The sequence below is a fragment of the Paraburkholderia tuberum STM678 genome (genome assembly GCF_902833905.1).
GTDB classification, from domain to species: Bacteria; Pseudomonadota; Gammaproteobacteria; order Burkholderiales; family Burkholderiaceae; genus Paraburkholderia; species Paraburkholderia tuberum.
Genome location: NZ_CADFGP010000002.1, coordinates 30340 through 42921, shown reverse-complemented (window position 1 = coordinate 42921; position 12582 = coordinate 30340). Strand labels below are relative to the sequence as shown.

The 12582-nt window shown below is 65.6% G+C and carries 11 protein-coding genes and 1 pseudogene; 7 read left to right on the top strand and 5 right to left on the bottom strand.

Features of this window, described 5'->3' with window-relative positions; translation table 11 throughout:
• The first annotated feature begins 151 nt into the window (after window positions 1-151).
• Window positions 152-2617 carry a bifunctional acetate--CoA ligase family protein/GNAT family N-acetyltransferase gene (locus HWY30_RS01820; RefSeq protein ID WP_090808226.1) on the top strand — a complete coding sequence of 822 codons (2466 nt, stop codon included), beginning with the start codon at window positions 152-154 and terminating at the stop codon, window positions 2615-2617.
• A 42-nt stretch (window positions 2618-2659) separates the two neighbouring features.
• Here HWY30_RS01820 and HWY30_RS01815 read toward each other — a convergent pair whose 3' ends face one another.
• Together HWY30_RS01815 and HWY30_RS01810 are read right to left on the bottom strand one after the other, a co-directional pair.
• Entirely contained in the window at window positions 2660-3205 is a 546-nt protein-coding gene (locus tag HWY30_RS01815) for a hypothetical protein (protein WP_090808228.1), read from the bottom strand.
• Between the two features lie 102 nt (window positions 3206-3307).
• On the bottom strand, window positions 3308-4093 hold the full coding sequence (locus HWY30_RS01810; protein ID WP_090808230.1) for an IclR family transcriptional regulator: 786 nt from the start codon (window positions 4091-4093) through the stop codon (window positions 3308-3310).
• 260 nt (window positions 4094-4353) lie between these two features.
• Here HWY30_RS01810 and HWY30_RS01805 point away from each other — a divergent pair, with 260 nt between their 5' ends.
• The 4 genes from HWY30_RS01805 to HWY30_RS01790 are packed head-to-tail and all read left to right on the top strand — an operon-like array spanning window position 4354 to window position 7910.
• Window positions 4354-5394, top strand: a complete 1041-nt coding sequence (locus HWY30_RS01805) for an aldo/keto reductase (RefSeq protein WP_090808232.1) — start codon at window positions 4354-4356, stop codon at window positions 5392-5394.
• 7 nt (window positions 5395-5401) lie between these two features.
• Window positions 5402-6232 carry an amidohydrolase family protein gene (locus HWY30_RS01800; RefSeq protein WP_090810344.1) on the top strand — a complete coding sequence of 277 codons (831 nt, stop codon included), beginning with the start codon at window positions 5402-5404 and terminating at the stop codon, window positions 6230-6232.
• Between the two features lie 33 nt (window positions 6233-6265).
• Window positions 6266-7009, top strand: coding sequence for an SDR family oxidoreductase (locus HWY30_RS01795; protein ID WP_090808234.1), 744 nt, complete (start codon window positions 6266-6268; stop codon window positions 7007-7009).
• A gap of 52 nt (window positions 7010-7061) precedes the next feature.
• Window positions 7062-7910 carry an ureidoglycolate lyase gene (locus tag HWY30_RS01790; RefSeq protein WP_090808236.1) on the top strand — a complete coding sequence of 283 codons (849 nt, stop codon included), beginning with the start codon at window positions 7062-7064 and terminating at the stop codon, window positions 7908-7910.
• Between the two features lie 86 nt (window positions 7911-7996).
• On the opposite strand, the gene HWY30_RS01785 is transcribed toward HWY30_RS01790, so the two are convergent.
• The gene (locus HWY30_RS01785; protein WP_090808238.1) at window positions 7997-8431 is read right to left on the bottom strand and encodes a PaaI family thioesterase; all 435 of its coding nucleotides are present in this window, start codon (window positions 8429-8431) and stop codon (window positions 7997-7999) included.
• 282 nt (window positions 8432-8713) lie between these two features.
• Here HWY30_RS01785 and HWY30_RS01780 point away from each other — a divergent pair, with 282 nt between their 5' ends.
• Window positions 8714-10336, top strand: coding sequence for a methyl-accepting chemotaxis protein (locus HWY30_RS01780; RefSeq protein ID WP_090808240.1), 1623 nt, complete (start codon window positions 8714-8716; stop codon window positions 10334-10336).
• A 133-nt stretch (window positions 10337-10469) separates the two neighbouring features.
• Here HWY30_RS01780 and HWY30_RS01775 read toward each other — a convergent pair whose 3' ends face one another.
• Both HWY30_RS01775 and HWY30_RS01770 read right to left on the bottom strand, forming a co-directional pair.
• Window positions 10470-10673, bottom strand: a complete 204-nt coding sequence (locus HWY30_RS01775) for a cold-shock protein (protein WP_018424088.1) — start codon at window positions 10671-10673, stop codon at window positions 10470-10472.
• A gap of 302 nt (window positions 10674-10975) precedes the next feature.
• Window positions 10976-12109, bottom strand: a complete 1134-nt coding sequence (locus HWY30_RS01770) for an AGE family epimerase/isomerase (protein ID WP_090808242.1) — start codon at window positions 12107-12109, stop codon at window positions 10976-10978.
• A 274-nt stretch (window positions 12110-12383) separates the two neighbouring features.
• On the opposite strand from HWY30_RS01770, the pseudogene HWY30_RS41380 reads away from it, so the two are divergent.
• Window positions 12384-12539, top strand: a pseudogene (locus HWY30_RS41380) (MgtC/SapB family protein); the annotation flags it as partial.
• Between the last annotated feature and the right edge of the window lie 43 nt (window positions 12540-12582).

Here is a 12582-nt window from a genome sequence, read left to right as displayed (position 1 = left end):
CGAAGCAAAAAAGCCGCGTCGTTCGACGCGGCTTTTTACTTTTCCGCCGCAACAACGTCCCGCGCCAGCGCGCGACTTCGCCTATGCTGACGGAACCACCCGCCTCGCCGCGAAGCCGGCTCCAATTCCTGTCCAACCGCATGGAGCGCCCGTGACCGTTCGCAACCTCGACGCCTTGTTTCGCCCGAAATCCGTCGCCGTGATCGGCGCGTCCGAGCGGCCGGGCAGCACCGGCGCGATGGTCTGGGCGCGTGTGCTGGAAGGCGGCTTCGACGGCCCGCTGTGGCCGGTCAATCCGAAGCACGCGACGCTCGGCGTCCACCCGGTGATTGCCGACGTCGGCGATCTGCCGCAGGCGCCCACTGTCGCGGTGATCTGCACGCCGCCCGCGACGTGGCCCTCGCTGATCCATAAGCTCGGTGGCATGGGCACGCGCGCCGTAATCATCGTCGGCGAGGTGCGCAGCGATGAAGACCGGCTCGAACTGCGGCACGCGCTGTCGGCGGCGCGGCCGCATCTGTTGCGCATCGTCGGACCCGGCAGTCTCGGCGTGGTGTCGCCGGCGCTCGGCGCGCATCTGGGCGCGCCGTCATGCACGGTCAAGGCGGGCGGCGTCGCGTGGGTGTCGCAGTCGAATGCGCTGACCAACGCAGTGCTCGGCTGGGCACGAGCGCGCGGGCTCGGTTTTTCGCACGCGGTGGCGCTCGGAGCGGAGGCCGACGTCGATGCCGGCGACGTGCTCGATTACCTCGCGAGCGACCCCGGCACCCGCGCGATCCTGCTCGAACTCGACAGCGTGCGGGCGGCGCGCAAGTTCATGTCGGCCGCGCGCGCGGCGGCGCGCAACAAGCCGGTGCTCGCGCTGCGCTCCGGCCGCGACGATCCCGCCGACGGTCTCTACACAGCGGCGTTCCGGCGCGCGGGCCTCGTGCGCGTCGACGCGCTCGACGATCTGCTCGACGAAATCGAAACGCTCGGCGTCGGCCGCGTGGCGGCGGGCGCCAGCGCCACGCTGATCACTAGCGACCGCGGTCTCGCGACGCTCGCGCGCGATGCGTTCACCGCCGCCGGCGGCCTGCTCGCGCCGTGGCCGGCCGCGGCGTCGGACGCGCTGCGCGAGGCGCTGCCGCTCGCGGTCGGCGGCAATCCGCTGCTGCTCGGCGACGGCGCGCGTCCTGAGCACTTCGGCACTGCGCTGAAGCTGCTCGGCGAGTATCGCGAGACCGGCACCGCCGTCGTGGTGCACGCATCGACGCATGGCGCGCCCGTCGACGACGTCGCGCAGGCGCTGATCGAGCATCAGCGCTTTGCGTATCGCGGGCTGCTCGCGTGCTTTTTCGGCGGTGTCGATGCGACGAGGCGCGACGCGCTGCATGCGCAGGGTATCCCGGTGCACACGACGCCGCAGCGGCTCGCGCGCGCCTTCGCCCGTCTGGTCGATTACCGGCTGGGCCGCGAACTGCTGATGCAAACGCCGGAAGGCCTGCCTGCGCAGATTCCCGAGTCGATCGACGCCGCTCTGGCGCAGGCTCGCGAAGCGTTGGCGGCGGGCGCGAGCGAGCTGGCCGGGGCGGCGGCGGCGCGGTTTCTGTCGCGGTTCGGGTTGCGGGTGGAGGGTGCGCAAGGAGGGGGCGCCCACGCGTCGGGCGCCGATGTGCCGGGCGCCGATGCGCCGGGCGCCGATGCCGACGGCGCCGCAAAACCCATCGTCGACGTCGCCGTCGAACTGCACGACGACGACAATTTCGGCCCCGTGTTCCGCTTCGCCGCACCGCCGATCGACGGTGTTTCCAGCGGGTTGCACGTGTACGGCCTGCCGCCGCTCAATCCGATGCTCGCGCGCGATATCGTCATGCGTTCGCACTACGCGAGGCTGGTCGCGCCGGAGCCGACGCTCGCGGCGTTGACGGCGGTGTCGCAAGCGGTTTGCGACGTGCGCGAGATCGTCGGCCTGTCGTTGAAGCTCAGGGTCTACCGGGACCGCGTGACGGTGGTCGATCCCGTGTTGCGGCTCGGCGCGCAGCGCAGCCGTCTCGCGATCGTGCCGTATCCGCGCCGCTTCGAGGAAACGATCGACTGGCAGGGGATGCGTGTAACGGTGCGGCCGATTCGCCCCGAAGACGAAAACGCGCATCGCGAGTTCGTGCAGGCGATGACGCCGGAAGATTTGCGGCTGCGTTTTTTCGCTTCAGTCGGCGCGTTCGACCACTCGCAACTCGCGCGCATGACGCAGATCGACTACGACCGGGAAATGGCGCTGATCGCGACGGTCGACAACGAAGACGGCGTCGCGCAGACGCTCGGCGTGGTGCGTGCGGTGGCCGATCCCGACAACGAGACGGCCGAATTCGCGGTGACCGTGCGCTCGGATCAGAAAGGGCGGCGTCTCGGCCAGTTGCTGATGCAGCGGATCATCGCGTACGCGCGGGCGCGCGACACGCACTGGCTGATCGGTGAAGCGTTGCGCGAGAACACCGCGATGATCGCGCTCGCGAAGGCCAGCGGCTTCACGATCACGCGGACCGATGACCCCGGTGTGGTCGGCTTGCGGATGGCGCTCGACGAAACGGCGGGGGCGGACCCGAAGTCCGCCGCGCAGAACCAGCCGGCGCGTTGAGCGGCTGACGTCGCGAGCCGCTCAACGCATGGCTTCACCGCCTCACGCCGCCAGCTTCTGTGCCGCCTCATCGACCTGCGCGCGCGTGACCGACAGCTCGTCGAGCCATGCCTGCGCATACACGGCGCCGGTTTCGCGTTCGAGCCGCGCGATCGTCGCGGCGCAGCGGTTCGCGTCCTTCAGCGTCGAAATGAACGCTTTCACCGACTCACCGCCCTTGAACGCGTCGAACAGCGGCACGCGAATTTCGTCGGGCAGCGCACGGGTGGTCCATTGGTACGGCTTGCCGTTGAACGTCAGCGACGGCGGCAGCACGCGCTCCTTGCGCGCGGCCGGAATCAGGCCGTAGGTGCGCGCCGCTTCGCCGATTTGCTCGGGCGAAAACAGCTCGTCGGGCGTGATGTGGAACTGCTGGATGAAGGTCTCGATGCTTTGCATCGCGGCGGCGCGGTCGTCGCGGCGCTTCTGCGCGTGGGCGACGATGTCGCGCAGCTCGTCGGCTTCTTCGGCGGAGATCGTGAAGCTCGACTGCTTCTGCTGGAGTTCGGAAAAACGCTGGAATTCGGAATCGGTCAGAAGTTTGGCCATTGCTCAATCGATGCGCGCGCATGAGCCCGTCATGCGGCGTTATTTTGGAAGGGCCGCCATTCTAAACCATGTGCGCGTGCGCGCCGCCGCGCAACTTACCGATCACGCCGCCTGCTCGCGGAACATCGACAGCGCCTGCACCGTGTCGCGCAGCAGCGTGGTGGCCGCTTCGAGCGTCGGCGCGACGTATTCGTCGATCCGCCGCAGATACGGGCAGGTCAGCACCGCGCTCGCCTGTCCCGACGGCGCGAGTATCGGGAACGTCACGTCGGTGACGCCGAAGGTCTGCTGGCTGTCCTTCTGCCAGAAGCCCGCCGCGCGGATGCGCTCGCAGGCCTCCTCCAGCGCGTCGAGATCGAGCGTCACTTCGCCCTTCACCTTCGTGTGCTCCGCCAGCATCTGCTGGCGCTGCTCGACGCTCTGGAACGCGAGCATCACGCGCCCCGAACCGGTGTCGATCAGGCCGACCCGCGAACCGAGCCGCACTGACATGCCCCATGTGCCCGGTCCGTCGACTTGCGCAATCACCAGCAGGTTGCCGCGGTCGTAGACGACGAGGTGGCAAGACTGCTCGGCCGCGTCGGCGAAACGCTGCATCAGCGGCAGCGCTTCTGCGATCAGCCGGTTCATTGGCGGATGACGGTGCGCGAGCGCGAACAGCTTCAGGCTCAGCGAGTAGCGGTCGCCGGCCGCCGAGCGCACCACGTATTGGCGCGCGACGAGGCGTTCGAGCATCCGGTACATCTCGCTCGCGTTGCGGCCCAACTGCCGCGTGATTTCGGCGCGCGTGAGTCCTTCCTTCTGCTCGGACAGTAGCTCGAGAATGTCGAGGCCTTTATCCAGCGCGGGGGCGCGATAGCGGTCGTCGTCCTTGTCTTCGGCGTCCATCGTGAGGGTCCGGGAATTCCGTGTGGAGTTCTGATTATCTGGTGTGCGCGGGCGAGTGCGTAGCATTTCGCGAACTGGATGGCCTATGTCCAGGGAAAACCCAGGCATCCGCGCCGCGTAGTTTTCTTGACTTGGAAAAATTCGAATATGAATAATACGTTCATTGGTGAATGAATGCACTTCCCAAGCGGTGCGCGGAGTGTGACCGCCGCGCCCTCGCCGCCGCATGGTAAAAAGACCACAAATCTGGAGACACGCTCATGTCGGCATCGATCGTATCGAAAATCGGGCAGCGGCGCCGTATCGGCCGCGGCTCGCTGCAGGTGAGCGGACTGGGGCTCGGCACGGCGCCGCTCGGCGGCCTGTACCGCGACCTGTCCGACGAGGAGGCCCAAGCGACGATCGCCGCCGCCTGGGACGCGGGTGTGCGCTACTTCGACACCGCGCCGCACTACGGCAACACCAAGGCCGAGCATCGGCTCGGCGCCGCGCTGCGCCACTATCCGCGCGGCGAGTATGTGCTGTCGACCAAGGTCGGCCGCCGCTTCGTGCCGCGCACGTCGCCATTCGACGACCGCGAAGGCTGGCAGAATCCGCTGCCGTTCGAAGCGATCTACGACTACACGCACGACGGCATTCTGCGTTCGTTCGAGGACAGCCAGCAGCGCCTCGGCATCATCGATATCGACGTCCTGCTCGTGCATGACATCGGTCGCGTCACGCACGGCGACCAGCATCCGCACTACTGGCGGCAACTGACCGAAGGGGGCGGCTTCCGTGCGCTCGAGCGCCTGCGCTCGACGGGCGCAATCAAGGCGCTCGGCCTCGGCGTCAACGAGGGCGCGGTGATCCTCGACGCGATGGCCGAGTGCGAGATCGATTGCGCGTTGCTCGCGGGCCGTTATACGCTGCTCGAGCAGACTACCCTCGACGACCTGCTGCCCGCCTGCGAGGCGCGCGGCGTCAGCATCCTGCTCGGCGGCGCGTTCAATTCGGGCATTCTGGCGCGGGGCGTCGAAGGCGATCTGAAGTTCAATTACGGCGCCGCGCCGCCCGAGGTGATCGAGCGCGTCGCGCGTCTGGAGGCGGTATGTCGCGCGCATGACGTGCCGCTCGCCGCCGCCGCGTTGCAGTTTCCGTATGGACACCCGGCGGTCGCCACCGTGCTGACCGGCGCGCGTAGCGCCGACGAATTACGCGAGAACGTCGCGTCGTTCGAACTGCCGATCCCCGCGGCCTTGTGGTCCGCATTGCGCGACGCGGGCCTGCTCGACCCCCGTGCGCCCGCGCCCGAGGACTGATCCGACCATGCCGATCGACGCTCACCAGCACTACTGGGACCCCGCGCGGGGAGACTACGAGTGGCTGACGCCGGAGCTGAAAATCCTCTACCGGCCGTTCGGGCCTGATGATCTGAAGCCGTTGCGCGAACAGGCCGGCATCGAGCGGACCGTGGTCGTGCAGGCCGCGCCGACGCTCGACGAAACCCGCTACCTGCTCGACATCGCGCGGCACGAGCCGTCGATCGCGGGCGTGGTCGGCTGGGTGCCGCTGTTGTTGCCGAACGCGCCCGATCTGATCGAGGTGCTCGCGCGCGAGCCGAAGTTCAAGGGCGTGCGGCCGATGCTTCAGGATCTGCCCGACGACGGCTGGATCGCCAACCCCGATCTCGCGCCGGCGATCGAGGCGCTGATCGCGCACGATCTCGCGTTCGATGCGCTGATCTACGCGCGTCACGTGCAATACGTCGAGATCTTCGCGCAGCGTTTTCCGGCGCTGCGCATGGTGGTCGATCATGGCGCGAAGCCGCCGATCCGCTACGGCCAGGCGGGCTACCCGGTATGGCGCGACGCGATCACGCGGCTCGCCGCGCTGCCGCAGGTGCACTGCAAGCTGTCGGGTCTCGCGACCGAGGCCTCGCCCGGCTGGACCGAGGACACGCTGCGGCCCTACGTCGAGCATCTGCTGAACACTTTCGGTCCCGCGCGGCTGATGTGGGGCAGCGACTGGCCGGTGCTCGAAATGAACGGCGACTATTTGCTCTGGCATTCGGTGGCGACCACGCTCGTCGCGTCGTTGAACGACGCCGAGCGCGACGCCGTGTTCGGCGAGAACGCCGCCGCGTTTTATCGGCTTTGATTTCGTTAGCAGCCCATTCAACTGGAGTCGTAGATGACACAAAGACTGGCCGGCAAAACGGCCCTGATCACCGCGGCGGGACAAGGTATCGGTCTCGCCACCGCCGAACTGTTCGCGCGCGAAGGCGCGCGCGTGATCGCCACCGATATCCGCATCGACGGACTCGCCGGCAAGCCGGTCGAGGCGCGCAAGCTCGACGTGCTCGATGGCGCGGCGATCAAGGCGCTCGCCGCGGAAGTCGGCACGATCGACGTGCTGTTCAACTGCGCGGGCTTCGTACACTCGGGCAATATCCTCGAATGCAGCGAGGAGGACTGGGATTTCGCCTTCGACCTCAACGCGAAGGCCATGTACCGTATGATTCGCGCGTTCTTGCCGGCCATGCTGGAGAAGGGCGGCGGCTCGATCATCAACATGTCGTCGGCGGCGTCGAGCGTGAAGGGCGTGCCGAATCGCTTCGCGTACGGCGCGTCGAAGGCCGCGGTGGTCGGGCTGACGAAGTCCGTCGCTGCGGATTTCGTCACGCGTGGTGTACGCTGTAACGCGATTTGCCCGGGCACGGTGTCCTCGCCATCGCTCGAACAGCGAATCGCCGCGCAGGCTCAGGCGCAGGGCGCGTCGCTCGATACGGTGCAGGCCGCCTTCGTCGCGCGTCAGCCGATGGGCCGCATCGGCAAGCCGGAGGAGATCGCCGCGCTCGCGCTGTATCTCGCGTCCGACGAGTCGTCGTTCACGACGGGCCAACTCCATGTAATCGACGGCGGATGGTCGAACTGATTCTGATTGACTGACGAACCGGACACTACTGAACGTAAAGGGAAGTGCAACGATGAAACTGCTTCGTTATGGGCCGAAAGGCCAGGAAAAGCCGGGCCTGCTCGACGCGCAAGGCAAGATTCGCGATTTGTCGAAGGTAGTGGGCGATATCGACGGCGCTGTGCTCGGCGATGAAAGTCTCGCGAAACTGCGCGCGCTCGATCCGGCAACGCTTCCGGTCGTCGAAGGTAATCCGCGCGTTGGACCGTGCGTCGGCAAGATCGGCAAGTTCATCTGCATCGGCCTGAACTATGCGGATCACGCGGCGGAATCGAATCTGCCGGTACCGGCGGAACCGGTCATTTTCAACAAGTGGACGAGCGCGATCAGCGGCCCGAACGACGATATCGAAATCCCGCGCGGTTCGAAGAAGACCGACTGGGAAGTGGAACTCGGCGTCGTGATCGGCAAGGCGGCGAAGTATGTCGACGAAGCGAACGCGCTCGAGCATGTGGCCGGCTACTGCGTCATCAACGACGTGTCGGAGCGCGAATGGCAGATCGAGCGCGGCGGCACGTGGGACAAGGGCAAGGGCTTCGACACGTTCGGCCCGATCGGCCCGTGGGTCGTCACGCGCGACGAAGTCGCGGATCCCCAGAACCTGAGCCTGTGGCTCGAAGTGGACGGCCATCGCTACCAGAACGGCAGCACGAAGACGATGATCTTCAGTGTCGCGAAGCTGGTGTCGTATGTGTCGCAGTGCATGAGCCTGCAGCCGGGCGACGTTATCTCGACCGGCACGCCGCCGGGCGTGGGCATGGGTGTGAAGCCGAACCCGGTGTTTCTGAAGCCGGGGCAGACGGTACGTCTGGGTATCGAAGGGCTGGGCGAGCAGACGCAGAAGACTTACGCGGCGGAGTAACGCGCTTTCTCTTTCCGTCATATCGCCGTGAATGAAAGGCCGTTCCTGTTTCGCGCAGGAGCGGCTTTTTTCATGGCGTCCCGGCTTTAACTCCCCGCCTCCTGCTCCCCGTCCTCTCCAATCCGATTCACAGTGCCCTGCGCAACCGCCACCAGCTTCTCGCGATTCCCCTCCATCACGAACACGCTGCACTGGCAGGTCGCCTGATGCCTGCCCGCATAGACCACGCTGGCGCGCGCGATCAGCGTGCCCTTCACTGCCGGGCGCAGATAATTGATCTTGTACTCACCGGTCACGACTCTCGGACCCAGCGACAGCGCGCCAGCGAACGTCAACGCATTGTCGGCGAGATAGCTGATGACGCCGCCATGTACGAAGCCATGCTGCTGCCGCAGTTCATCTCGAATCGGCAGACATAGGGTGAGCTCGTCGCTGCCGGCGTGGATCAGCTCCGCGCCTAGCAGCATGCTGAACGGCTGGGCGTGCAGTGCGCCGCGCGCCCGGTCGAGTAGGTCGGTCATCGTGGTTCCTTCGTGCAGGGTCTGGGTAGTGCATCGGTGCAACAAAACATCCGCGCGGCGCGTGCCATGCGGTCCCTACCCACTCTAGGAAGTGCCGCTGCGCTGCGCAAGGTGATTCGTCGCGACCACCGGCGCATTGTTGCGCAAAACAACCGCAATCGCGACGATCGACGATGAAACCTGCACGTAGAGCGCTTTTTGCGGGAATTGGCCTCAAGCCGCCAATCGGCCTGCCGTTAACCCTGGTGTAACCCCGTCATTCTTTGTTCCCAGGTGTCCACGATGTTCAGCAAGATCAAGGTCGCATCCGGCCTGCTATGTGTTCTGGCCGCGTTCTGCGTCTTCCAGCTCGTCACGGTAGGGTTGGGCTTCTGGTCACTGACGCGCACGCACGACGACGTCGGCGATCTGTCGAACATCGCGCTGAAGCAGGTCGACGCGGTCAACCAGACGACGCAGCGCCTGATGGACGCGCGCATCAACCTGTCGCGTGCCGGCACGCGCATGGTGCGCGGGGGCACCGAGCCCACGGACATCGTGCAGCACGCTCGCGAACAGCTCGCCGCCGCCGATCAGTCTTTCGCGGCCTTCATGAGCGCGCAGAAGACCAGCGACGAAAACAGCGCGCGCGCCGCCGCGCTCGCCGAACGCTACAAGACGCTGCATGGCGCGCTCGCGGAACTCGCGCAGTATCTCGACTCGAACAACATCCAGGCCTTCCTCGATCAGCCGACGCAGTCGTTTCAGGACGCTTATCTGGCGGAAGTGCACAACTTCGGGCAATTCGGCGACGCCGCGAGCCGCGCGTCGCTCGATTCGATCGATGCGCGCGTGGCGGCGTTTCGCATCGTCAGCGTGGTGATCTTGCTCGTGCTCGTCGCCGGCACGCTCGCCGTCTATACGGCGCTGCGCCGCGGCGTCGTGGCACCGCTCGAGGAAGCGGGCCGCCACTTCGAGCGCATCGCCCAAGGCCGTCTCGATCAACCGATCGCCGCACGCGGCAGCAACGAAATCGGCCGTCTGTTCTCGGGCCTCGCGACGATGCAGGCAAGCGTTGCACGCACCGTCAAGAGCGTGCGCGAATCGGCCGACTCGATCCATCTTGGCGCCAACGAAATCGCGACCGGCAACGCCGATCTGTCGGCGCGCACCGAAAACCAGGCAGCATCGCTCGAGGAAACGGCATCGAGCATGGAGGAACTCACAGCGACCGTGCGCCAGAACGCCGATCATGCGCGCGAAGCCAATGCGCTCGCCGAGACCGCGCTTGGCGCGACGTCGCGCGGCAGTGAAGTCGTCAATCAGGTGGTCGACAAGATGCGCGGCATCGCGCAGAGCTCGGACAAGATCGCCGAGATCATCTCTGTGATCGACGGCATCGCGTTCCAAACCAACATCCTCGCGCTGAATGCCGCCGTCGAGGCGGCGCGCGCGGGCGAGCAGGGCCGCGGCTTCGCGGTCGTAGCCGGCGAAGTGCGCGGCCTCGCGCAACGCAGCGCGCAGTCGGCGAAGGAAATCAAGACGCTGATCAGCGAATCGGTCGCGGAGATTCAGGGTGGCTCGACGCTCGTCGAGCGCGCCGGCGAAGCGATGAGTCATGTGTCGGCGTCGATCTCGCGCGTCACGCAGATGATGGCCGAAATCAGCGCGTCGTCGCTCGAGCAGAGCACCGGCATCGAGCAGGTGAATCAGGCGGTCGTGCAGATGGACGAGATGACGCAGCAGAACGCGACGCTCGTCGAGCAGGCCGCGGCGGCGGCGGCTTCACTACATCAGCAAACCGAGCAATTGAAACAGGCCGTTTCCGTGTTCGAAATTTCTGAAAGTGTGTTGCGTACGCAACAGCGCGGAGCACTGTCCGTCGCAAACGCAGAATTCGCATTAACCGGAATGCATGCGCTTTAAAGCGGCGACGCTTGAAAACGGACGCAGAAATAGAAAATGGCCCGCGTAAAGCGAGCCATTTTGCATTAGACGCAAGCGCCTGTAGAGGCGCCTATCGTGACGTCCAAGTCTGTCTCAAAGTACCCGAAGGAACTTAGACCGGCTGGATGTTTGCAGCCTGCTTGCCCTTCGGGCCTTGCTTGACTTCGAACGACACTTTCTGGTTTTCCTGCAAGGACTTGAAGCCCGAAGACTGGATTTCCGAGAAGTGTGCAAACAGGTCTTCGCCGCCGTCGTCCGGGGTGATGAAGCCAAAGCCCTTTGCATCGTTAAACCACTTAACAGTACCTGTTGCCATTTTTGATCCAAATAAATGTTGTGTATTGCATCGCGACCGCGATCGCACCAATGCGAGAGCGAGCGCGAGGGGAGAGTTGTATCACGTCTTTATGACAGACGCCAATCAACCTGCGTCCGGGTATTCCCCGGTTTTGATGTTTTTTCGCGCTTTGAGAACGTCTGACGAGAACTTTTTTGCGCCAGGGTTTACCAGCAACATCAAATTTCTCTCGCGACCCGGCGGCGGACATTCGTCCGTGCGTGCCGCACTTTGTTGAGGCGATCAAGCGTGGAACTTCATCTATCACTGGCCAAATTCGGCTAAGTTCCCGCTCGAAATTCGGCGTCCACAGGCAGCGCCGCGTAGGCGGTGGCCAGATGATAAGGCGTCGTTGACGGCATGTCCGTACGTGCAATTTCGCCGCTCGATGTCTTGCATTCGAACCAGCCGTGTTCATGCAAAAAGCATCGCTGAAAACGTGCGATCTGTTGCGGCAGCGCCGCGCGCACAACCGGATCGTCGTGACTGGCGAGCGCGCGCAGATATTCCGTCTGCGCCCAGATCCGCTGGGTCGCGTCGCTGACCTTGCCAGCCTCGTCGAGCGATGCGCACACGCCGCCGTTGTCCGGGTCCACACCATGCTGCTGCGCGAAGGTGAAGGCGCGCGCCAGCGCGTCGGTTAGTCCCGTGCCGTCGAGCAGCGCGCCCGCCTGCCTGGCCAGCCAGTACCACTCGAACTGATGTCCCGGCTCCAGACGGTTGCCGCTCGCGCCGATCGGCAATTCGGCGATACAGCCGCTCGGCGCATGCACGAAGTGTCGCGCGACCGCGCCAGCGAGGCGGCGCAACGCGGCGCCGAAGACGTTGTCGCGCGTCGCCTCGCAGGCGGCGAGCCACGCTTCGGTCAGGTGCATCAGCGGATTCTGCAACGGCGTGGCGGTGACCTTCGAAAAGTCGAGGTTGAGCGCGGCGTTGAACAGATCGCCGTCGGCCGCGAAGTTCGACTGGATCAGCGCGGTCGTGCTGTGCACGAGCTTCAGCGCGTCGAGGTCGTCGGAGCGCCGCGCGTATTCCGCGCACGCGAACACGACGAACGCGTGCGTGTAGAGGTCCTTGGTCGTGTCGAGCGGCAGGCCGAGCGCGTCGACGCTGTAGAACCATCCGCCGTGATCGGCGTCCCGAAAGGTGCGGGTCAGCGAATCGAACAGCACGCGCGCGTGTTCCATGTCGCCCGCTTGTGCAAACGTGAACAGCTGCCGCGCGCATGCCATCGCCCGATAGCGTTGCGCGGGTAGCGGCTCGCCTCCGGTGGCGTCGAGCGCTTCGTAGGGCAGCTGCAACGCGTGATTGAAGCCGGGTCCGCGCCACATCGGCAGCACCACGTTCGCGAAGTGCTCGCGCAGCGCGGTCGCGGCGGTGGTCGTCGAAGCAGGGGGAGGGGGCGTGCTTGGCATCGTCGGTTGGTTCGGGCGCGCAACGCGCGCAGTGTGTCGAGGCAGCGTTCAGGGCGGCGGTTCACGATTCCGCTCGCCGAGACTGCTGCGGTGTGCGGCCTAGCATAAAGCAAACGCCTCGCGCTGACAGCTTGGGTCAAGCATCCGAAATGCTCGACGCCGACGTGGGGCGACAGACGCATCAGGCGCGACAGATGCACGAGCCGTATGGAATGCGCAACGCGAGGCGCACTGAGCTGCCGCCGCCGCTCATTTCGGATAAGGAGGAACAACGATGCCCGGTAATCTCGAACTCATCTCCCGTCTCGTGCTGGCCGCGATGCTCGGCAGCGTGATCGGCTACGAGCGGGAGCAGTTGTCGTGGGCGGCGGGCTTGCGCACGCACATGTTGGTCTGCGTGGGCTCGGCGCTCATCATGATCGTGTCCGCGTGATTCGTGATGCAGCAAAGCGACGATGTGAACGAGTGCGACG